Here is a 20420-nt window from a genome sequence, read left to right as displayed (position 1 = left end):
TTACGCCGCCTGGCTGGGCCCTGCTGGGCAACCCTCTTTACCTCCGTGGCGCTTATCGCCGCCCCCTTTGGGCGGTCGGCGCAGGCATTGCCGCTTTTGCCGCCGTCGCGGAAAAGCCTTGCCGCTTTTCTGGCAGATATGGCGTTCATAAACAATAAAAACGTTATTAATCAATATGCTTATAAAGATGGCACAGCCTTTGCTAATACTTTTGCAGTGATACGAATTTCCGCCGTCAGAGGTTTTCCGACCATGGGCATCAGTTTCGACCAGGCGCTCGGTATGCACGAGCAAGCCTTGGACTTCAGAGCCAAGCGCGCTGAGGTGCTGGCCAATAACATCAGTAACGCTGACACCCCTAACTACAAGGCGCGCGACCTGGACTTTTCGTCCGTGCTGGCCGCCCAGGCTCAAAAAACCGCAGGCGATTCGTTTTCCTTGGAGCGGACCAATACGCGGCATATCGCGGCTGAGGGTTTTGACGACAGCGCCGACAGTACCCTGAAGTACCGGGTACCGACGCAGCCATCGCTCGACCAGAACACCGTCGATGCTCAGATCGAAAACTCTAACTACGCGCAGAACGCGGTCGATTTCCAGGCCAGCTTCACGCTGCTCAACAGCAAGTTCAAAGGGCTGGTCACGGCCATCCGAGGAGAATAAGCCATGTCGCTTTCCAATGTTTTCAACATCGCCGGCAGCGGCATGAGCGCCCAGACCACCCGCCTGAACACCGTGGCGAGCAACCTGGCCAACGCCGATACGGTGTCTTCGAGCCTCGACCAGACCTACCGTGCCCGCCACCCGGTGTTTTCTACCGTTTTGGCCGGCCAGGCCAGCGGTGATAGCGGCTCGCTGTTCGATGACGGTGGCGATGGCGGTCAGGGTGTGCAAGTGGCCGGTATCGTCGAAGACCAGAGCAACCTCGAAGCACGCTACGAACCGAGCAATCCGGCGGCGAACAAAGACGGGTATGTGTATTACCCGAACGTGAACACCGTTGAAGAGATGGCCGACATGATCTCGGCGAGCCGGTCTTTCCAGACCAACGCCGACATCATGAACACCGCCAAAACCATGATGCAAAAAGTACTGACGCTGGGTCAGTAACCGGACGGATAAACCATGACCACTACCTCTGATAGCACCAGCGCATCGTCGATACTGTCGCAGTATGCGCTCAGTTCCTCGAGCACCTCGAGTACTTCGAGCACCTCCAGTTCGTCGAGTTCTTCTTCCACCGGCACCGACTCGCTGGGCGAGGACACGTTCCTGAAGCTTCTGGTGACCCAGCTACAAAACCAGAACCCGCTCGACCCGCAGGATAACTCCGAATTCGTCGCGCAGTTGGCCCAGTTCAGCAGTTTGGAAGGCATCAATACCCTCAACGACACCGTCGACAGCCTGGCCAGTAACTACACCTCTTCGCAGGCGCTGCAGGCTTCGTCGCTGGTGGGCCACAGCGTGCTGGCCGAGGCGACCAGTGCCGCTGTAGATACCAGCAGCGGGTTGACCGGCCAAGTGGCCGTGAGTTCGGCCACAACCGATGCCAGTGTGAGCGTCTATGACGCGGACGGCACGCTGGTCAAGAACATCGACTTGGGCTCGCAAAGCGCCGGGACGGTGAGTTTCACCTGGGACGGTACCGACAACGACGGCAATACGCTGGCCTCGGGAACCTACACGTTTGCCGCCAATGCCACGGTCGACGGTAGCGAAGTTGCGCAAACCACTTACCTGCCTTCTACCGTCACCAGTGTGACCCTGGGAAGTACGGCAAGTGACATGACCCTCAAATTAGCCGACGGCTCCAGTGTGAAGCTGTCGGACGTTACCACTATCGGACTGTAAGCCGGCTTATCGGCACCTAGGAGTCAATCATGTCGTTCAACGTCGGCCTCAGCGGGCTTAATGCTGCCAACACCGCCCTTAACGTCACCGGCAACAATATTGCCAACGTGGCCACTACTGGCTTTAAGTCTTCGCGCGCCGAGTTTGGCGATGTGTATTCCAATTCGCTGTTGCTCGGTGGCAATAGTGCCAGCGTGGGCTCTGGCGTAGACACCCTGGCGGTGAGCCAGCAGTTCACTCAAGGCACGATCACCAGCACCGGCGCCAGCCTCGACATGGCCATTGATGGCAATGGCTTTTTCATCACCAGCGATAATGGCTCGCTCGTGTACACACGTGCCGGCGCATTCGGCACGGACAGCTCCGGTAACATCGTTGACGCCAGTGGCAACAACCTGATGGGTTATGCCGCCGACAAAGATGGCAACATTATCGACGGCGTGCTGACCAATCTGACGGTCGACACCTCGGCCCTGGCGCCGAGCCCGACCGACGCGATGTCCGAAACGCTTAACTTAAACTCTAGCGCCACCACGCCCACGGTGACCCCGTTCGATGCCTCTGACACCGACACTTACAACTACACGTTCAGCACCGACATTTACGACAGTCAGGGTAACTCCCATACCATGACCCAGTACTTCGTGAAGGACGACACCAACCAGTGGACGATGTATACCACCGTCGATGGCGTTAACCCCTCCGACCCTACGTCCACCACGCCCTACACAGCTACCTTGAGTTTCGGTTCGGACGGTTCGCTGACCGGTACCAGCAGCACCGACTTGACGGTAGACGACACCGGCAAATTCACCCTGACCAACTGGGTGCCGGCGGCGCAGAATGCCAGTGGCGTCATGGCCAGCAACGGTGCCGTCGCGGCGAGCGCCGGGGTCACGCTGGACATGACCGGCACCACCTCGTACAACACCACGTCGGCGGTCACCGCCAAAACCCAGAACGGCTATGCCACCGGCACCCTGTCGTCGCTGAGCATCGACGACCAAGGTAATTTGTTTGGCACCTATAGCAATGGCGAGTCGAAGAACATCGGCCAAGTCGCGTTGGCTAACTTCGCCAACGTGCAAGGCCTGACCCCCGCCGGCGATACCGGTTGGCGTGAGTCGAGTGCTTCAGGTGTGCCGGTGGTCGGCACGCCGAGCAGCGGCACCCTCGGTAGCTTGACCGCGGGCTCCCTGGAGGACTCCAACGTCGACCTGACCGCGGAGCTGGTGAACTTGATCAAGGCGCAGAGCAACTACCAAGCGAACGCCAAGACCATTTCCACCGAAAGCACCATCATGCAAACCATCATCCAGATGACCTGATGCCGTGACGCGGCAAGGATGCCGCATCGCCGACGGTGTGGCACGCGGCGGGGGAGGTTTTAGGGTGGTCGCCGGGTTATTTCTTCGTCGATTAGCGGCCATTGCCCTGGCACTGGCCGCCGCTACCGTTCAGGCTGCTCCCGCGCCTTGGTACAGCTACCGCAGCCTGGCCGATAACCATGTGATCTGCGCCCAGACCGACCCTGGGCCGCCATTTATTCGTTTTGCCGGCCCCTTCCGCAATGCCGGTTGCCGGCGCTGACGAACCTCCTGCCTTACGCCATTGCCTTACAGCGGCAAATCCGCGCCGACTTTTCGGCGCCTTGCTCGCGTCAATTTTCTCCCGCCCGGCTGTAGCCCCCGTGATACAAGGCCTTTAGGAATAAACCTGAAGTTGGCCCGGCCCTTGCTAAAGCCATAGCAACTTACAGTCAAGCGGCAAGGGTTCGTCGAGGGAGACCACCAGTGGACAAGATGCTTTTCGTGGCCATGACCGGGGCCAGCCAAAACGCCTACGCGCAAAAGGCCCATGCCAACAACCTGGCCAACGTTTCAACCAATGGCTTTCAGAAAGACCTGGAACAGGCCCGTTCCATGCCGGTGTTCGGCGATACGTTTCCGTCGCGCGCCTATGCCATGACCGAGAACCCGGCCACCGACATGGACGCTGGCCCCATGATCGAAACCGGCCGTGACCTGGACGTGGCCATCGGTGGCGAAGGGTGGATCGCCGTGCAGGCCCCGGACGGGTCCGAGGCCTATACCAAAACCGCCAGCCTGAACATCGACGCGCTGGGCGTGCTGCGCACCAGCACCGGCATGCCGGTGCTGGGCAATGGCGGGCAAATTGCCGTGCCGCCGGATGAAAAAATCGAAATCGGCCAGGACGGCACCGTCACCATTCGCTCGTTGGGCCAGAGCCCAGCGGTGATGGCGGTGGTCGACCGGTTGAAGTTGGTGAGCGCCAAGGATACCGACTTGACCAAGGGCAGCGACGGGCTGATCCACACCAAGAGCGGCCAGCCCGCGGCGGCGGATGCCAATGTGCAAGTCACCTCCGGGTTCTTGCAGGGCAGCAACGTCAATGCCGTTGAAGAGATGACCGACGTGATGGCGCTTTCCAAGCAGTTCGAAATGCAGATCAAGATGATGACCACTGCCAAGGAAGACGATGAGTCGATGGCACGCGTCCTGCAAATGAGCTGATAAACCACCGCTTTATTGACAGTATGGGCGCCGCATGCGGCGGCCTAGGAGAACACGATGCTTCCAGCTCTTTGGGTCAGTAAAACCGGCCTGGCGGCTCAGGACATGAACCTGACCACCATTTCGAACAACCTGGCCAACGTCTCGACCACCGGTTTCAAAAAAGACCGCGCCGAATTCCAGGACCTGCTGTACCAAACCCGTCGCCAGCCCGGTGCGCAGTCGACCCAGGACAGCCAATTGCCGTCGGGCCTGCAGCTCGGTACCGGTGTGCGTATCGTCGGCACCCAAAAGAATTTCACCGAAGGTAGCCTGCAGACCACCGACCAGCCGCTCGACATGGCGGTCAATGGCCATGGTTTCTTTCAGATCACCCAGCCGGACGGCACCATCGCCTATACCCGTGACGGGACTTTCCACCTGAACTCCGACGGCCAGATCGTGACCAGCCAAGGCTTGGCGCTGCAGCCCGCGATTGTGGTGCCGGCCGAAGCCCAGACGTTCACCGTGGGCACTGACGGCACCGTGTCGATCACTACCGCGGGCAACGCCGCTTCTCAAGTGATCGGCAACATCCAGACCGCCGACTTCGTGAACTCGACCGGGTTGCAGGCGATCGGCAGCAACCTGTTTCTGGAAACCGCCGCCAGCGGTGCGCCGAACGTGGGTACGCCGGGCCTGAACGGCTTTGGCACGGTGCTGCAGAACACCCTGGAAAACTCCAACGTCAGCACTGTGGAAGAGCTGGTGAACATGATCACCACCCAGCGCGCCTACGAGATGAACTCCAAGGTCATCTCCACCGCCGACGCGATGTTGGGCTTTGTGACGCAAAACCTTTAACCCTGTTTTCAATTGGCTGAAGGATCAGTTACTCCGTGAGGTCGAAGCTGTGATGAAACGTCTGCCTATCGCACTGTCGCTGGCCGCGGCCACCGTTCTGGGGGGCTGCATGGCGCCGCCGCCCAAGCCCAACGACCCGTATTATTCGCCGGTGCTGCCGCGTACCCCGCTGCCTGCCGCGGCCACCAACGGGTCAATCTACCAGGCCGGCTTCGACCAGAACCTGTACACCGACCGCAAGGCATTCCGTGTAGGCGACATCATCACCGTGACCCTCAACGAGAAAATGTCGGCATCCAAGAGTGCTAACTCCAAGGTCAGCAAAGACAGCAGCAACAGCATGGGGCTGACCTCGCTGTTCGGCGGCGGCGTGTCGGGCACCAACCCGATCACCGGTGGCAAGGCGAGCTTGGGTGTGGGGTACACCGGTAATCGCGCCACCGACGGCCAGGCAAAAGGTGACCAAGCCAACAGTTTAACGGGGTCGATCACCGTCACCGTAGCCGATGTGCTACCCAACGGCATCATCGCCGTGCGTGGCGAGAAGTGGATGACCCTTAATACCGGCGAGGAACTGGTGCGCATCGCCGGCCTGATCCGTGCCGATGACATCGCAACCGACAATACCGTGTCGTCGACCCGTGTGGCCGACGCTCGGATTACCTACTCCGGTACCGGGTCGTTCGCCGAGGCAAGCCAGCCCGGCTGGTTGGATCGGTTCTTCTCCAGCCCGTACTACCCCTTCTGAGTGCGCACGAACATGTCGAAATTCAAACAGTTGATGGTCGCGGCTTGCTTGTTCATGGGGGTAGGCGGGGTAGCCCAGGCCGAGCGCCTTAAGGACATCGCCAGCGTCCAGGGCGTACGTAGCAACCAATTGATCGGGTACGGCCTGGTGGTGGGGTTGGACGGCACGGGCGACCAGACCACCCAGACGCCGTTCACCCTGCAAACCTTCAACAACATGTTGGCGCAGTTCGGCATAAAGGTGCCGGCCAGCACCAGTACCACCCAGCTCAAGAACGTGGCGGCGGTGTCGATCCATGCGGATTTGCCCCCGTTCTCCAAGCCGGGCCAGACCATCGATATCACCGTGTCGTCGATCGGTAACTCCAAGAGCTTGCGCGGCGGCAGCTTGCTGATGACTCCGCTCAAGGGTATCGACGGCAACGTGTATGCGATTGCCCAGGGTAACCTGGTGGTGGGTGGTTTTGACGCCGAAGGCCGTGATGGTTCGAAGATCACCGTCAACGTACCATCGGCTGGGCGCATTCCCGGCGGCGCGACGGTCGAGCGTTCGGTGCCCAGTGGCTTCGACCAAGGCAATTACCTGACGCTGAACCTCAACCGGCCGGACTTCACTACCGCCAAGCACATCGTGGACAAAGTGAACGAACTGCTTGGCCCAGGTGTTGCGATGGCCTTGGACGGCGGCTCGGTGCGCGTTACCGCGCCGTTGGACCCGAACCAGCGCGTCGACTACCTGTCGATCCTGGAAAACCTTGAGGTAGACCCTGGCCAAGCCATCGCCAAGGTCATTATCAACTCTCGCACCGGCACCATCGTGATCGGCCAGAACGTCAAGGTGTCGCCCGCGGCGGTCACCCACGGCAGCCTGACGGTGACCATCACCGAAGACCCGATCGTCAGCCAACCCGGCCCATTCTCCAATGGGCAGACAGCCGTGGTGCCGCGGTCGAAGGTCAACGCCGAGCAGGAAGCCAAGCCGATGTTCAAGTTTGGCCCGGGAACCACGCTTGATGAGATTGTGCGTGCGGTCAACCAAGTGGGGGCCGCGCCCAGTGACCTGATGGCCATCCTTGAAGCTTTGAAACAGGCTGGCGCGTTGCAAGCCGACCTGATCGTTATCTAAAGGGGCAGCAGCATGGACATGCCTAACGGCGGCGTTTCATCCGGCACCGACTCCGGTGCCTACACCGACCTTAACCGCTTGAGCTCGCTGAAGTACGGTGATCGCGACAGCGAGGCCAACCTGCGCAAGGTAGCCCAAGAGTTCGAGTCGGTGTTCGTCGGCGAAATGCTTAAGTCCATGCGCTCGGCCAACGACGTGCTGGGCAAGGACGACCCCATGAACAGCTCGACGGTCAAGCAATACCAAGACATGTACGACCAGCAGTTGGCCGTGAGCCTGTCGCACCAAGGCAACGGCATTGGCCTGCAAAGTGTACTGATGCGCCAGCTTTCGAAAACCGCCGGCCACAGCGTGGGCGATGGCCATAACCCGTTCAACCGCAGCGTTGACACTGGCCAGCACGCCCTGGGCGCACAGCGCAACGCCGCCGCCGACAGCGACGGTACCCTCGCGCACAACGACATGGCCAAACTCAACCAGCGCCGGCTTTCGCTGCCCAGTAAGGCGGCCGACCGCCTGCTGGCCGGCATCGTGCCCGCTGCCGATGCGTCCAAGCTCGCCCGTGACGGCACCACCGTTGCCCAATACACCCAGTTGCACCCCAGCACCGCCGGCCACCGCATCAGCGTCCCTGGCAGCGCACCATCGGGAGTAGCCGCCGCGGTGGCGAGTGCCACTGCCCAAGGCCAAGCCACGCCGGGCAGCGACGGCAGCTACGGCGACTGGACCGAAGGCTTCGGCAGCACCGGCGAGGCGCAACAGGCTGGCCGTAGCTATTCGCAGGTGCCACTGGCGCCGAACAAGGCAGCGTTCAGCTCGCCGGATGAGTTCGTCGCGACCATGCTGCCCATGGCCCAGGATGCCGCTGCACGCATTGGCGTTAGCCCAAGCGTGTTGGTGGCCCAGGCCGCGCTGGAAACCGGCTGGGGTAAATCGATCCTGCGCCAGGACGACGGTTCGAGCAGCTTCAACCTGTTCAACATCAAGGCCAGTGGCAGTTGGCAAGGCCAATCGGCACGGGCGGTCACCAGCGAGTACGAAGGAGGCCAGATGGTCAAGGAAACGGCGCAGTTCCGCGCTTACGGTTCCTACGCCGACAGCTTCCACGACTTGGTCAACCTGCTGCAAAACAACGATCGTTATCAAGGTGTGCTCAAGTCGGCCGATAACCCTGAACAGTTTGTAAAAGAGTTGCAAAAGGCTGGGTACGCGACCGATCCGAACTACGCCAGCAAGATCACGGCGATCGCCAAGCAACTGCAAAACTACCAGAACTACGCGGCCAGCAGTGCCACCACTTCGACTTTGTAAGGTTTGAACCATGGCGAATCTGATCAACATCGGGCTGTCCGGGCTGGCTGCCACCCAGACTGCGTTGGCTACGACCAGTAACAACATCACCAACGTATCCACCGCCGGCTACTCGCGCCAGTCGACCATCAGCAACGCCGGGGCCTTGCAGAGCATCGGCGGGGCAGGGTATGTGGGTACCGGGACCACGCTGGCTGAGGTGCGCCGTATCTACAGCTCATACCTGCAAAACCAAGTGAGCAGCAGCACCGCGCTCGATTCTCAGGCCAGCACCTATTCCGACCAGGTGGCCTCGCTCGATTCGCTGTTGTCAGACAGCACCACGGGGGTTACCACGGTGCTCTCGGACTTTTTCTCGGCACTGCAGACGTCCGCCGCGTCGCCGGACGACACCTCGGCGCGGCAACTGTTGGTGACCAGCGCGCAAACCCTGAGCAGCCGCTTCAACTCCATCTATTCCCAGATGGACCAACAAAACAGCGACATCAACAGCGAGTTGTCATCGTTGTCTGACCAGGTCAACACCCTGAGCCAGTCGATCGCCAGCCTCAACCAGCAGATCGTAGCCCTCAGCGCCAACGGCACCTCGCCCAACAGCCTGCTCGACGCCCGCGACCAAGCTGTGGTCGAGCTTAACGGCTTGGTGGGCGTGACGGTGCAAGAGCGTGACGGCAACTATGATGTGTACCTCGGTAGCGGCCAGGCATTGGTGACCGGCAATAACGCCAACACCCTGAGTGCGCAACCGAGCGGCACCGACCCCACCCAGTACAGCCTCACGGTCAACTATGCGAACTACAGCACCGATGTCACCTCGGTGGTGACCGGTGGCCAGATCGGTGGCCTGCTCAGCTATCGCACCGACGTGCTACAGCCGGCAGAGAACGAGCTGGGGCGCATGGCCATGGTGGTCAGTGACAGCATCAACAGCCAATTGGGCCAGGGCCTGGACGCTAACGGCGATTTTGGCAGCAATCTGTTCTCCAGCATCAACAGCGACAGTGCGATCGCCTCGCGCAGCTTGGCGTCGTCGCGCAACAGTGACGGCTCTGGCAACCTCGATGTGACCATCGACGACGCCAATGCCCTGACCACTTACAACTACACGGTCAAGTTTACCGACGCCGACACTTACACCGTCACCCGCTCCGACGGCACGGTGTTGGGCAGTGCCAAGCTCAGCGACGACCCGGCCACCAGTTTCGACGGCTTTAGCCTGTCGCTCGACGGTAACGCCGTGGCCGCCGGCGATTCGTTTACCATCACGCCCACCCGCAACGGCGCGCAGGCGATCAGCACCACGCTGACCGACGTCGACAAGTTGGCATTTGCCGGCGCATTGACCGGTACGCTCGGCTCAAGCAATAGCGGCACCCTGAGTATCAGCTCCCAGGCCACCCTGACCAGCGAACTGGATATTTACAGTGGCAGCGACCTTGCCACCAGCCAGGAAGGCATCGAGAACGCCATGCCGGTCAAGCTGGTATTCGGCTCGGCCAGCAGCGGTAGTCAGGGTTACACCGTTTACGGTGCCCAGGGCAACAGCATCGGCACCGGCACCATCGTGCCCGGGCAGGAAAATACCCTGAGCATCAGCGTGCCGATGCTCGACAGCGACGGCGCGGCCCTGTACGACGCTGACGGTAACGCCATGAACGCGACGTTCGAAATGTCCGTCAGCGGCTCGCCGCAGGCCAACGACACCCTGTCGGTAGCCTTCAACAGCGATGGCGCGACCGACAACCGAAATGCCAGCAGCCTGCTCACCCTGCAGACCGCGAAAACGGTCGGTAGCAGCAGTGGTAACGGCATCAGCCTGACCGACGCCTATGCCAAATTGGTGGAAGGGGTGGGCGCTACCGCCGCGCAAGCCTCCAGCGATGCGACTGCCACCGCCACGGTGCTGGATTCGGCCACCACCAGCCGTGACTCGGTGGCCGGTGTAAACCTGGATGAAGAAGCCGCCGATCTGGTCAAGTTCCAGCAGTACTACACAGCCTCTTCGCAGATCATCAAAACAGCGCAGGAAGTGTTTTCCGCCCTGCTCAACGCGCTGTAAAAGGAGCCTTTGACCATGCGTATTTCCACTAGCCAATACTACGCCAATAGTGTGTCGACGTACGCCAAGGGCTTTGCCGATACCGCCAAGACCCAAGAGCAAATCAGCTCCGGCGAACGCATCCAAACTGCCGCCGATGACCCCGTCGGCGCCTCTAAGCTGCTCAAGCTCGATCAGCAGAAATCGTTGCTGACCCAGTACAGCAACAACATGACCAGCATCACCAACTCGCTCAATAACGAAGAAAGCATTCTTTCGAGCGTGAACGATTCCTTGCAACGTGCCCGCGAGCTGACCATCGAGGCCGGTAACGGCGGGTTGAGCGACGCCGACCGGCAATCCATTGCCAGTGAACTGGGTGAAATCGAAGACACCGTGTATGGCTTGATGAACTCCAAAGACTCCAGCGGCAATTACATCTTCGCCGGAGCCAAGAGCGACGTGCAGCCCTATGTGCGCAACAGCGACGGTTCCTACACCTACCAGGGTGACCAGACCCAGCTGAGCCTGCAGGTGTCCGACACCCTTAGCCTGGCTAGCAATGATACCGGCTACAGCATTTTCGACTCGGCTGCCAACGTCAGCCGTACCCAGAGCACGCTGATCTCGCCCGCGACCGACGATGGTCGGGTGTATGTGTCCAGCGGCGAGATGACCTCATCGACGTCGTACAACAAAAGTTTCACCGCCGGCGAACCCTATACGCTGACCTTCACCAGCAGCACGCAATACACCCTCACCGACAAGGACGGCAACGACGTGACCGCGCAGAGCGCTGGCAACGGCACCATCGACACCAGCGACGACGACAGCTCATCGATCAGCTTGTACGGCGTGGCGTTCAACGTCGACGTAAGCGTGAGCGACGACGAAAGCAGCGACGCCGATGCGCTGGTGGCCGGCCACAGCTTCACGCTGTCGTCCAAGCCAGACAGCATCAGCACCTCGCGTACCGCGTCGAATACCTCCACGGCGCAGATCACCTCCGCCAGCATCAGCGACAGCACGGCCTACACCAGCACCTTCCCCAGCACTGGGGCGCTGATCACGTTCACCAGTGCCACTGAGTATCAGGTGTACGCACAGCCTTACAGTTCGACCAGCAAGGCTATCGCCAGCGGCACGCTCAGCGGCAGCACCCTCACCGCCGCGGGGGTCACCTTCGACATCTCCGGTAGCCCAGAGGCCGGTGACCAGTTCAGTGTCAGCAGCAACACCAATAACTCGCAGAACATCCTGCAAACCTTGGCGGACCTTCGTACCGCACTGAACACGCCGGTCACCGACACCGAAACTTCGGTGAACGTGAAAAATGCCGTGGCTTCGGCCATCGGCAACATCGATTCGTCCATGCAGCAGATCGACACCACACGGGGCTCCATCGGTGCGCGTGAAAACGCCATCGACGTGCAGTCGTCGGAGAACAGCAGCTTGAGCCTGGCCAACGATGCGACCCAGTCGGCCATTGGCGATACGGACCTGGCCAGCGCCACGGCGCAGTTGACCTTGCAACAAACCATGCTGGAAGCATCGCAGTTGGCGTTCGCGAAAATCTCGCAATTGAGCCTGTTCGACAAAATTTGACGGGTAGGTCGCTTTACTTTTAGCGCCCGGCTTTGTGCCGGGCTTTTTTCATCACACCCACCCGCAAACGTCCCCTTGATCTCCAGCAGTAGGCGTTTGCTGCAATAACCGTAAGGGCCCTTTGCTTGAGCGGGCGGGAAGCCTAGTGTGGTGTTTCAGAAGTTCGCACAGCAATGGACGCGTGAATGTTGTAGTTCGGCACGGCGCCGTGACCTGTCACAGACGGCTATGGCGAGGAGCGGCAACGCCGCCCAGCAGCAGTAAAAGGCACCGTTAAAATGGTGCAGCCAACTTCTGAAACACCACACACACTCGCCTCCGGAGCCGCCGTCGGCGGTCACGTTGCGGTCCTATCCGGGTTAAGGAGAACGTAAATGCTGGAATTTCCCATCGAAGACCTAGGCGAGGCGGACCTGCCCGAAGCCCGCGAAGTGGTACGCATTGCCTTCGCCACTTTTATGGGCGTACCGGCGCCAGGCGAGTTCTGGGCAGACCGCGACTACGTGGAGGGCCGCTGGCGAGCGCCGCATACCGCCTGGTTCAAGATTGTTCAACAGGGGCGTATTGCCGCGGTTGCCGGCGTTGCGCGCTGGGGCAGCCATGCCGTGGTAGGGCCTGTGGCGGTGCTTCCGGCGTATTGGGACCGTAAACTGGCCAAAGCATTGATGGGCCGCATCGTTGCCCAGCTCGATGCCTGGGGGGTGCGCCACGCCGGGTTGTTCACCTTCCCGGACAGCCCACGCCATATAGGCTTGTACCAACGCTTTGGTTTCTGGCCTCGGGCGCTGACCGCCGTGTTGGACCGTGAGGTGGTGCCTGGCTCGGCGCCCCTCGATGAACCACATGGCCTGCCCGCCTTGAGCGAGCAAGCATTGGCAGACTGTGCCGTGCTCACCGGCGGGCTGGCCGAGGGGCTGGACGTTCGTGGTGAACTACAAGCCGTGGAGGTGCTCGGCCTGGGCAGTAACCTGCTGCTCTATGGCGAAGGCGGCCAGCTTGATAGTTTTGCCGCGTGCCATTTCGGCCCCCGTAGCGAAGCAGGCGCCGAGGTGTGTTACGTGAAGTTCGGGGCGGTACGCGGTGGTGAAGGGGTAGAGGTCCGTTTCGACCGGCTGATCGAAGCCTGTGAAGGCGTGGCCCGCACAACGGGGCAACGGCGCCTGATGCTTGGGGTGAATACCGCCCGCCAGCCGGCGTATGCACGGTTACTGAACCGGGGTTTTGCCATTCGAATACTCGGCATCACGCTGCACCGCGGCAGCGGCAGTTACGACAGGCCGGAATGCTGGGTGCTGGATGACTGGCGTTAGGTGGCCAAAGGCACCGCCAATAGTGTGCAGCCAACCTGTGAAACACCACGCTGGTTTTTTTGCCTGCTTGCAGTCTTAATGTGACCTCTGGGTCGAAACGCGCATCTTCATTCTATTGTCATAACGGGCCACAATGGCGCCTGAGGCGCTCCGCCGCCCTGGCCTGCACGGCGCAGCCCGTTCAAAGCGTATACAGATTGGGAAGCCAGAATGATTGGCATCAAAAGCATCGCCAGCTACGTGCCTAGCGCCGGCGTCGACAACTACGCCCAAGGCGCCCGCTTCGGTAAAGACGAAAACTTCATCCTCGGCAAGATCGGTTCGGCCTTTTTGCCTCGCAAGGCCGATACCCAGGAAACCTCCGACCTGTGCGTAGAAGCGGCCAACGCGCTGTTCGGCGCCCACCCAGAGTTGCAACGTGGGCACATCGATGCCCTGATCGTCGTGACCCAGAACGGCGACGAAGAAGGCCTGCCGCACACTGCTGCCATTGTGCAGCACAAGCTTGGGCTGGGCACTCACGTGGCCGCGTTCGACGTGTCGCTGGGTTGCTCAGGCTACGTGTATGGCCTGTATGCCATCAAGGGCTTCATGGAAGCGGCGGGGCTGAAGAACGGCTTGTTGATCACCGCTGACCCTTACTCGAAGATCGTCGACCCGCAAGACCGTAACACCACCATGTTGTTCGGCGATGCGGCCACCGCCACCTGGATGGGCGAGGGCCCCTTGTGGCAGTTGGGCAAGGCCAAGTTCGGCACCGACGGTGCCGGTGCCGAGCACCTGAAGGTCACCAACGGTAGCTTTTTCATGAATGGCCGCCAGGTGTTCAACTTCGCTTTGGTCAAGGTGCCGGCGCACCTGAACGAGTTGCTCGAGGATGCCGGCCTGACCACGGCCGAGGTCGATGCCTTCTGCATCCACCAAGGTAGCGCCGCCATCGTCGACGCCGTGGCACGGCGTTTCGAAGAGGGCGCCTCGGCGCACAAGTTCGTCAAAGACATGCTCGAAACCGGCAATACGGTGTCTTCCAGCGTGCCGCTGCTGCTGGAAAAACACCTGAACGACCCGAAGTGGAAGCGGGTGGCGATCAGTGGGTTCGGGGTAGGGTTATCGTGGGGTTCAGCGTTGATCGAGCGAGCATGAGCGTGCTGCTATAAGGGCGTGCGCCTTCGAACCCATAGGCCGCGTGCGGCCCTCTGCATTCAGAACACGGAAGCAAAACTGGCCGTTAGCCGGTGGCCATCCGCTAATGCGCCGCTCAGGGTGAACTCAGCATGAGGGTCGCTGAAAAACGCGTGAATGTCGTCCAGGCTGCCGCGTGCGGTGTATTTGAGATAACCGTCTTCATCGTTAGCGTTATCGGCCAATACCGGAATACCGTTGGCGGTCATCAGGTAGATGCGGAACGGGTTGACGAACTGTTCTTCGGGGCCTGCGCCCAGCGACAAACCAAAGCGGCTGGCTGACAGGTAATAGGCACGGCTCAGGTGTGGGTCTTGCGTGCTGACCGTTTTCAAGCGCATTCCCGCGATATCGGCAAGCTGGTCGATCTTTTGCTTGCGCACGCCTTTGACGAGCCCGAAGAAGACCGCGTCGAAGTGCGTAGCGGCCTGGCGGTTGATGTTCGGGTCGACCAATTGCTCAAAGTACCCCCAAGGCGCATACACGGCCTTCTCCGCTAGGCCGCAGTTGGCATAGGCCCTGAAGTTGTACTTGTAAGGGGTGATGATCATCGTGCTGCGGTTCAGCAGCTCTAGATAGTTGTCTATCTTGAAGCCTGCGCGTTGGTTGATCGTCTTGCCGTCGAAACTCTCTACATCAAAGATGGAATATTCGATATGGGTGGTTTTGATGTGCTGCAGGTGCGCTTCCTCCACCAGCCAATCGGCGCCGACCACCAGGTTGTGATAACCGCTGAAAAACTGGTTGTGGCTCATGCTGACGTGATGGCCCAACGCCGTGAGCGTATGGTACAGGCCATAGAGAATATCGGCCTTGAAGTCGAACCAGTCGTTGTTGCCGATGTGGGCGATGTTGATGTTCACATGAGTTCCCTAGCGCGTTGATATTTTCAATGGTTTTGACTAGGCGACGCCATCGTCTTTCATGGCGGCCATGACCCGCTCCAACACTACCTTCCAGTCACTCAGTTCGCGGTTACGAAATAGCCGGACGCTGTTGTACCAATAGCTGGGCCCTTCATTCAGGCCCCAGCGCCAATTAGGGTTGAGCTGAATGAGCGCATAGGTGCGAACGCCGAGCGCGCCGGCCAGGTGGACATTGGTGTTATCGACACTCAGCACGGCATCCAACGCACACAGTTGGGTGGCCAAAGGGTCCATGTCTTCCATCGCATTCACGCTATCGTCATGGAAAATATCCAGGCCTTTGGCACGTAATTCCGCTAATTCTTCAGGCGTGCTGTTGTATTGAAGGTCTATGAATTGCACGTTTTGCAAGGCGCGCAGGTGTAGCAGGTCGGCTTGCGACAGGCGCCGGCTTTGGCGTTCGGTGCGAATGCTGGCACCGCCCCGCCAAGACAGGCCAATCAGTTTCTTGCCCGGGAACTGTTCACGATATTTTGTTCGGTAAGCCGCTACCGCGTTTGCATCTGCCTTCAAATAGGCGGCGCCGGCGCCGAACGCTTCTCGGCTTTTGCGTAACAAAGCCGGCAGGCTACCAGCCGGAATCTGCACGTCGGCCTGCGGCCAAGTTTGTTTGAATACCACGTCCTCAGGGCTTGCGACTGCACCGCTTTGTTCGCGTCGAATGAAGCTCACGGCTGGAAAGCTGCGCTCGAACAGACGGTCGAGGCGCGCGTAGATTTCGTAATGGAGTGCGCCGTCAAGCGCCATCAGTTCATTCAGTTGGCTGGCGAACATGATGTGGTCGCCGATCCCTTGCTCGCCCCACACCAGCAATGTTCGCCCGGCCAGCGGGTCGCCTGACCAACGTGGGATATTGAAATGCTGCTCGTGTTCTTTCTGTGTGGCTTGCCAGCGCCACTCGTAATGCTGCCAGCCGCTTTCGAACTCACCGAGGCGCAACATGAGCAATGCAATATTGTTATGGACCCCCGCGTGCTGGGGGTCTACCTCTAACACCCGCTGATAGTAGCCATAAGCGTCTTGGTAGCGGCCTACGTGCTCGAGCGCGGCGCCAATATTGAACAGTTGTTTACGATCCTGCGGGGTGATTTCCAACCCTAACTGGTAGCAGGCAATCGCATCATGAAAGCGCCCCATGGCGTAATACACCTGGGCCAGTACGGTCAGCAACTGTGAGCGGTAATCTCGTTGGGAAGTGGTCCCAAGCAGGCTATGCAGGGTACTTTCCATTTCATCGTACGCTTCGACTTTTTCCAGGGCCTCGTGCAGCAGCTTGAAGCGCCATAGGTTCGGCGCCTGCCGGTACCATTGGCGGGCTTGGGCGAGGTCGTCGATGAATGCTGGCACCGTGCACAAGTGATCGAACAGCAAGGCGTCGACCTTGTCCTCTTGCGGCAAGGCCAGCGCCTGGCGGGCGTGGCCGCCGGCATTGGCCACGTCGTTCTGGTCAAAGTACAAGTGAGCGAGCTGAGCGTGGGCTAACGCCGTGTCGGGTACCAACGCGGTGAGCTTTTCATACAGGCGAATCTGCGCCTCGGTGTTTCCGGTTTTTTCAGCTTGCGCTAGCGCTGTGGCGATCCGCTGGATGTCAACCTGAGGGCTCTGCTTATGCATGAAGCACGTCCGTTAAAGAGTGACGTCGAATTGACGATGTACTGCCAGGGTGCAAGAAGAGGGCCATCGCCCAGCCACGCGGCCTCACAATGCCAAGGCGCATGAAAAATATTCGAAAAAAAATTCAAGCGGAAGCGCCCTGCGACGATAACCCTTATGACGGTTCTGCACGGCCACTAAAGCCGCCACGCTGGGCCGCAGAACCCACTACACCGTCTAGCCCTAATGCAAGGATCTTGTCATGGCTCTTACCGTCAACACCAACATCGCCTCCCTGTCGGTTCAAAAGAACCTGACGAAATCTTCCGACGCGCTCACCACCTCGATGACTCGCCTGTCGACTGGCCTGCGTATCAACAGCGCCAAAGATGACGCCGCCGGCTCGCAGATCTCCAACCGCCTGACCAGTCAGGTCAACGGCTTGGATGTGGCTGTGAAGAACGCCCAGGATGCCAACTCCATCGCGACCGCCGCTGAAGGCGCGCTGCAAGAGTCCACCAACATCCTGCAGCGTATGCGTGAACTGTCCCTGCAGTCGGCCAACGGTAGCAACAGCTCTGAAGACCAGAGCTCGCTGAACCAAGAATTCAAATCGCTGACCGCCGAACTGACCCGTATCTCCGATACCACCACCTTCGGTGGTGGTACTTCGGGTATCAAGTTGCTCGACGGCACCGCTGGCAACAAGGGCACCCTGACCTTCCAAGTGGGTGCAAACGCCAACGAAACCGTGAGCTTCAGCCTCAGCGACATGGGCGCTACCGCGCTCAAGGGTACGGCAGGTTTGGCCAGTGTCAGCATTAGCACCGGCGGCGCAAGTGCCGGTGCTGCTCTGGCTTCGTCGAGCCTGACGATCGCCGGTACCACTATCACCCTGGCTTCAGGTTCTACCGCTTCTGACATGGTCAGCGCGATCAACACCCAAGTAAGCGGTGTAACGGCTACCCTGAACAGTGCAGGCACTGGTATCGTGCTGACGTCCGGCAGCGACATAAAAGCCGTTACCGGTACGGGTGATCTGTCCGGCGGTGCGGATTCGACCGTCATAGTCAGCTCTTCCTTCACCGTTCAAGACCTGAACGTCTCCGACGCCACGTCTGCACAGAAGGCCACCCAGGTTATCGATGCCGCGCTCAAGCAAATCGATACTCAGCGCTCGTCGCTCGGCGCCATCCAGAACCGTCTGGACAGCACCATCTCGAACCTGCAGAACGTTTCCGAAAGCGCCACCGCGGCACGTTCGACCATTCAGGATGTGGACTTCGCGGCGGAAACGGCCGAGATGACCAAGCAGCAAACCCTGCAATCGGCGGCCACTGCTGTACTGGCCCAAGCCAACCAGTTGCCTTCGGCTGTACTGAAGCTGCTGCAATAAGAGGGGCCTGACGGCCTACCGTAAAGAAAGGGCGCCCCGCGCCCTTTCTTGCGTTCGCAAAAGAGGTTTGAACGATGGATATCAATCTCAATGTGATGCAAGCCGCCGTCGCCACGGCCCAGGCCAGCACGGCAGGCACGACCGTTACCCAGCAGGCGGTGACCTCCGAGCTGTCGGCCCGGAAAAAGGCCGATAACGACAGCCGTGACCCTTCCCTGGATGAAGCGATCGGTAGCCTGCAGGCTTATGTGGCCGCCAACCAACGCAACCTTGAGTTCTCGGTCGACGAGGGCACCGGTGAAACGGTGGTCAAGGTGATCGCCACGCAAACCGGCGAAGTGGTTCGGCAGATGCCGTCGGAAGTGGCGCTGAAGCTTGCCCAAAGCCTGAAAGACGGCGACAGCTTGCTATTCAACGATTGGGCCTAATTGATGGCGCGGACGTTGCAAGTAAGGTCCGCATTCGCCATTGGGTGGCGCACCGCGCCAGAATTTTGTGGGAGTGACACTGCATGTCTACATCGGTTAATGGCGTCGGGTCGGGCATCGACATCGACTCAATCGTGTCTTCCATGGTTTCGGCCTCGAAAACGCCAAAGCAAAACCAAATTGATACCGCCAAGACCGAGGCGACCACCAAGCTCTCGGCCATCGGTACCCTCAAAAGCGCGCTGGATACGTTCCAAACTGCCCTGGCCGACCTCAATACCAGCGATTCTTTCACCGGCTTGGCCGCCAGTTCGTCGGACACGACCAAACTCACCACCACGCTGGGCACCGGTGCGACCAGTGGCACCTATACGATCAACACCACCAGCCTGGCGGCTGCCTCCAAAGTGTCTTCGGCGTACATCACCTCCGGCACCACGTTTTCGGCCAGCACGTTGAAGGTCAGCGTGGGCAGCGGCACGCCGGTGAGCGTTAGCGTGGCGGCCGGCGCCAGCCTGTCGACCATCAAGGACAGCCTCAATACCGCGCTCAAAGACAGCGGCGTCACGGCCTCGATCATCTCGGACGACTCCGGCCAGCGCCTGGTGCTGTCGTCGACCACCACCGGCTCGGGCAACGACATCACCATGACGGTGACCGACAGCGACGGCAACAGCGGTTCGTCGCTGACGGATTCGGACCTGGCCAAGCTCAGCATCGACCCGAGCGCCGCGGCCACGTCCACCACGGGTGGTTACGTTATCCAGTCGGCCAATGCGTCCTACACGATCGACGGCCTGACCATGAGCAGTGCCAGCAATACCATCGACAGCGCGATCGAAGGCGTTTCGTTTACGCTGGTCGATACGGGCAAATCGACCCTGACCGTCGATACCAACACCGACGGCCTGAAAACTTCGGTGCAAAGCTTCGTCGACGCCTACAACACGTTGGTTACATCAATCAAATCGCTGACCTCGGTTACCAGCAGCACCGATGATGACGGTGCCACCACGACCACGGCTGCGGCGTTGACCAGTGATGCCACCACCCGCACGATTCTGTCGACGCTGCGCAACCAACTGGTGAGTTCGTCCACCAATGGTGGCACGATCTCCATTCTGTCCCAATTGGGTGTGTCTACCCAGAGCGACGGCACCTTGGCGGTCGATGATGACAAGCTTACGACGGCCTTGGAAACCAATGCCTCATCGGTGGCCGGCTTTTTCACCGGTACCGGCAGCTTGCTTACCCGCATGTCCGATTCGATGGACATCTATACCCAAACCAACGGCCTGCTCGACCAGCGCGAAGATACGCTCAACGATACCTTGTCGAGCCTCTCGGACCAGCAAGACACCCTTGACCGGCGTATGGATAAACTGGAAACCACCTTGTATGCCAAATACAACGCGATGGATACCTTGGTGGCACAGTTGAACGCGACCAGCAGCAGCGTATTGACGACGCTCGACGCCCTCAACAACAGCTCGGACGATTGACCTGCGCCGGTGCGCGGGGCGTTAAAGG

General features: G+C 60.0%; 19 protein-coding genes and 1 pseudogene. 18 read left to right on the top strand and 2 right to left on the bottom strand.

The features are described from left to right. Positions 1 to 252 precede the first annotated feature (252 nt). The 15 genes and pseudogenes from flgB (at position 253) to HAQ05_RS07970 (ending at position 14508) form a co-directional block, all read left to right on the top strand. Entirely contained in the window at positions 253 to 663 is a 411-nt protein-coding gene (gene flgB / locus HAQ05_RS08035) for a flagellar basal body rod protein FlgB (protein ID WP_190419444.1), read from the top strand. Between the two features lie 3 nt (positions 664 to 666). Continuing rightward, the gene (flgC, locus tag HAQ05_RS08030; RefSeq protein ID WP_190419198.1) at positions 667 to 1110 is read left to right on the top strand and encodes a flagellar basal body rod protein FlgC; all 444 of its coding nucleotides are present in this window, start codon (positions 667 to 669) and stop codon (positions 1108 to 1110) included. A 15-nt stretch (positions 1111 to 1125) separates the two neighbouring features. Next, positions 1126 to 1851 carry a flagellar hook assembly protein FlgD gene (gene flgD, locus HAQ05_RS08025; protein WP_190419196.1) on the top strand — a complete coding sequence of 242 codons (726 nt, stop codon included), beginning with the start codon at positions 1126 to 1128 and terminating at the stop codon, positions 1849 to 1851. 29 nt (positions 1852 to 1880) lie between these two features. Beyond that, a complete protein-coding gene (gene flgE / locus HAQ05_RS08020; RefSeq protein WP_194718521.1) occupies positions 1881 to 3179 on the top strand; it encodes a flagellar hook protein FlgE in 1299 nt (432 codons plus the stop codon). Between the two features lie 4 nt (positions 3180 to 3183). Beyond that, positions 3184 to 3441: a hypothetical protein gene (locus HAQ05_RS08015; protein ID WP_190419464.1), complete on the top strand. Its 258-nt coding sequence runs from the start codon at positions 3184 to 3186 to the stop codon at positions 3439 to 3441. Between the two features lie 203 nt (positions 3442 to 3644). After that, a complete protein-coding gene (locus HAQ05_RS08010) occupies positions 3645 to 4385 on the top strand; it encodes a flagellar basal body rod protein FlgF (protein ID WP_190419194.1) in 741 nt (246 codons plus the stop codon). Between the two features lie 57 nt (positions 4386 to 4442). After that, a complete protein-coding gene (gene flgG, locus HAQ05_RS08005) occupies positions 4443 to 5228 on the top strand; it encodes a flagellar basal-body rod protein FlgG (RefSeq protein ID WP_190419192.1) in 786 nt (261 codons plus the stop codon). A 52-nt stretch (positions 5229 to 5280) separates the two neighbouring features. Next, entirely contained in the window at positions 5281 to 5976 is a 696-nt protein-coding gene (gene flgH, locus HAQ05_RS08000; RefSeq protein ID WP_190419190.1) for a flagellar basal body L-ring protein FlgH, read from the top strand. Between the two features lie 12 nt (positions 5977 to 5988). Further along, positions 5989 to 7101 (top strand): flagellar basal body P-ring protein FlgI, encoded by a 1113-nt coding sequence (locus tag HAQ05_RS07995; RefSeq protein WP_190419189.1) that lies wholly within the window; start codon positions 5989 to 5991, stop codon positions 7099 to 7101. A gap of 12 nt (positions 7102 to 7113) precedes the next feature. Next, a pseudogene (locus HAQ05_RS29405) lies at positions 7114 to 7644 on the top strand (rod-binding protein); the annotation flags it as partial. Continuing rightward, positions 7633 to 8412 (top strand): flagellar assembly peptidoglycan hydrolase FlgJ, encoded by a 780-nt coding sequence (flgJ, locus tag HAQ05_RS29400; protein ID WP_420825758.1) that lies wholly within the window; start codon positions 7633 to 7635, stop codon positions 8410 to 8412. The pseudogene HAQ05_RS29405 and the gene flgJ, both read left to right, overlap by 12 nt. Before the next feature lie 10 nt (positions 8413 to 8422). Beyond that, entirely contained in the window at positions 8423 to 10471 is a 2049-nt protein-coding gene (gene flgK, locus HAQ05_RS07985) for a flagellar hook-associated protein FlgK (protein ID WP_190419185.1), read from the top strand. 15 nt (positions 10472 to 10486) lie between these two features. Further along, on the top strand, positions 10487 to 12055 hold the full coding sequence (locus tag HAQ05_RS07980) for a flagellar hook-associated protein 3 (protein ID WP_190419183.1): 1569 nt from the start codon (positions 10487 to 10489) through the stop codon (positions 12053 to 12055). A 374-nt stretch (positions 12056 to 12429) separates the two neighbouring features. Further along, complete coding sequence (locus HAQ05_RS07975; RefSeq protein ID WP_190419181.1) at positions 12430 to 13365, top strand: GNAT family N-acetyltransferase; 936 nt, start codon at positions 12430 to 12432, stop codon at positions 13363 to 13365. Positions 13366 to 13575: 210 nt separating this feature from the next. Further along, positions 13576 to 14508 carry a ketoacyl-ACP synthase III gene (locus tag HAQ05_RS07970; RefSeq protein ID WP_190419179.1) on the top strand — a complete coding sequence of 311 codons (933 nt, stop codon included), beginning with the start codon at positions 13576 to 13578 and terminating at the stop codon, positions 14506 to 14508. Positions 14509 to 14567: 59 nt separating this feature from the next. On the opposite strand, the gene HAQ05_RS07965 is transcribed toward HAQ05_RS07970, so the two are convergent. Next, complete coding sequence (locus HAQ05_RS07965) at positions 14568 to 15410, bottom strand: hypothetical protein (RefSeq protein WP_190419177.1); 843 nt, start codon at positions 15408 to 15410, stop codon at positions 14568 to 14570. A gap of 39 nt (positions 15411 to 15449) precedes the next feature. Beyond that, entirely contained in the window at positions 15450 to 17087 is a 1638-nt protein-coding gene (locus tag HAQ05_RS07960) for a tetratricopeptide repeat protein (protein ID WP_190419175.1), read from the bottom strand. 241 nt (positions 17088 to 17328) lie between these two features. On the opposite strand from HAQ05_RS07960, the gene HAQ05_RS07955 reads away from it, so the two are divergent. The 3 genes from HAQ05_RS07955 to fliD all read left to right on the top strand — a co-directional run bounded on the left by HAQ05_RS07955 (position 17329) and on the right by fliD (position 20392). Then, the gene (locus HAQ05_RS07955) at positions 17329 to 18462 is read left to right on the top strand and encodes a flagellin N-terminal helical domain-containing protein (RefSeq protein ID WP_190419173.1); all 1134 of its coding nucleotides are present in this window, start codon (positions 17329 to 17331) and stop codon (positions 18460 to 18462) included. A gap of 74 nt (positions 18463 to 18536) precedes the next feature. Then, positions 18537 to 18890 (top strand): flagellar protein FlaG, encoded by a 354-nt coding sequence (locus tag HAQ05_RS07950; RefSeq protein ID WP_190419171.1) that lies wholly within the window; start codon positions 18537 to 18539, stop codon positions 18888 to 18890. Between the two features lie 83 nt (positions 18891 to 18973). Beyond that, positions 18974 to 20392, top strand: coding sequence for a flagellar filament capping protein FliD (gene fliD, locus HAQ05_RS07945; RefSeq protein WP_190419170.1), 1419 nt, complete (start codon positions 18974 to 18976; stop codon positions 20390 to 20392). Positions 20393 to 20420: the final 28 nt, after the last annotated feature.

Source organism: Pseudomonas typographi, from assembly GCF_014694385.1.
Taxonomy (GTDB): domain Bacteria; phylum Pseudomonadota; class Gammaproteobacteria; order Pseudomonadales; family Pseudomonadaceae; genus Aquipseudomonas; species Aquipseudomonas typographi.
Note: the sequence above shows the minus strand (reverse complement) of the source record. Positions and strands in the feature narration are given on the sequence as shown.

Coding starts and splice junctions, on each gene's coding strand:
- HAQ05_RS07975 (WP_190419181.1), top strand. CDS start 12,430: ATGCTGGAATTTCCCATCGAAGACCTAGGCGAGGCGGACCTGCCCGAA.
- HAQ05_RS07955 (WP_190419173.1), top strand. CDS start 17,329: ATGGCTCTTACCGTCAACACCAACATCGCCTCCCTGTCGGTTCAAAAG.
- flgD (WP_190419196.1), top strand. CDS start 1,126: ATGACCACTACCTCTGATAGCACCAGCGCATCGTCGATACTGTCGCAG.
- flgK (WP_190419185.1), top strand. CDS start 8,423: ATGGCGAATCTGATCAACATCGGGCTGTCCGGGCTGGCTGCCACCCAG.
- HAQ05_RS07980 (WP_190419183.1), top strand. CDS start 10,487: ATGCGTATTTCCACTAGCCAATACTACGCCAATAGTGTGTCGACGTAC.
- flgC (WP_190419198.1), top strand. CDS start 667: ATGTCGCTTTCCAATGTTTTCAACATCGCCGGCAGCGGCATGAGCGCC.
- HAQ05_RS07960 (WP_190419175.1), bottom strand. CDS start 17,087: ATGCATAAGCAGAGCCCTCAGGTTGACATCCAGCGGATCGCCACAGCG.
- flgB (WP_190419444.1), top strand. CDS start 253: ATGGGCATCAGTTTCGACCAGGCGCTCGGTATGCACGAGCAAGCCTTG.
- flgE (WP_194718521.1), top strand. CDS start 1,881: ATGTCGTTCAACGTCGGCCTCAGCGGGCTTAATGCTGCCAACACCGCC.
- fliD (WP_190419170.1), top strand. CDS start 18,974: ATGTCTACATCGGTTAATGGCGTCGGGTCGGGCATCGACATCGACTCA.
- flgG (WP_190419192.1), top strand. CDS start 4,443: ATGCTTCCAGCTCTTTGGGTCAGTAAAACCGGCCTGGCGGCTCAGGAC.
- flgH (WP_190419190.1), top strand. CDS start 5,281: ATGAAACGTCTGCCTATCGCACTGTCGCTGGCCGCGGCCACCGTTCTG.
- HAQ05_RS07970 (WP_190419179.1), top strand. CDS start 13,576: ATGATTGGCATCAAAAGCATCGCCAGCTACGTGCCTAGCGCCGGCGTC.
- HAQ05_RS07995 (WP_190419189.1), top strand. CDS start 5,989: ATGTCGAAATTCAAACAGTTGATGGTCGCGGCTTGCTTGTTCATGGGG.
- HAQ05_RS07950 (WP_190419171.1), top strand. CDS start 18,537: ATGGATATCAATCTCAATGTGATGCAAGCCGCCGTCGCCACGGCCCAG.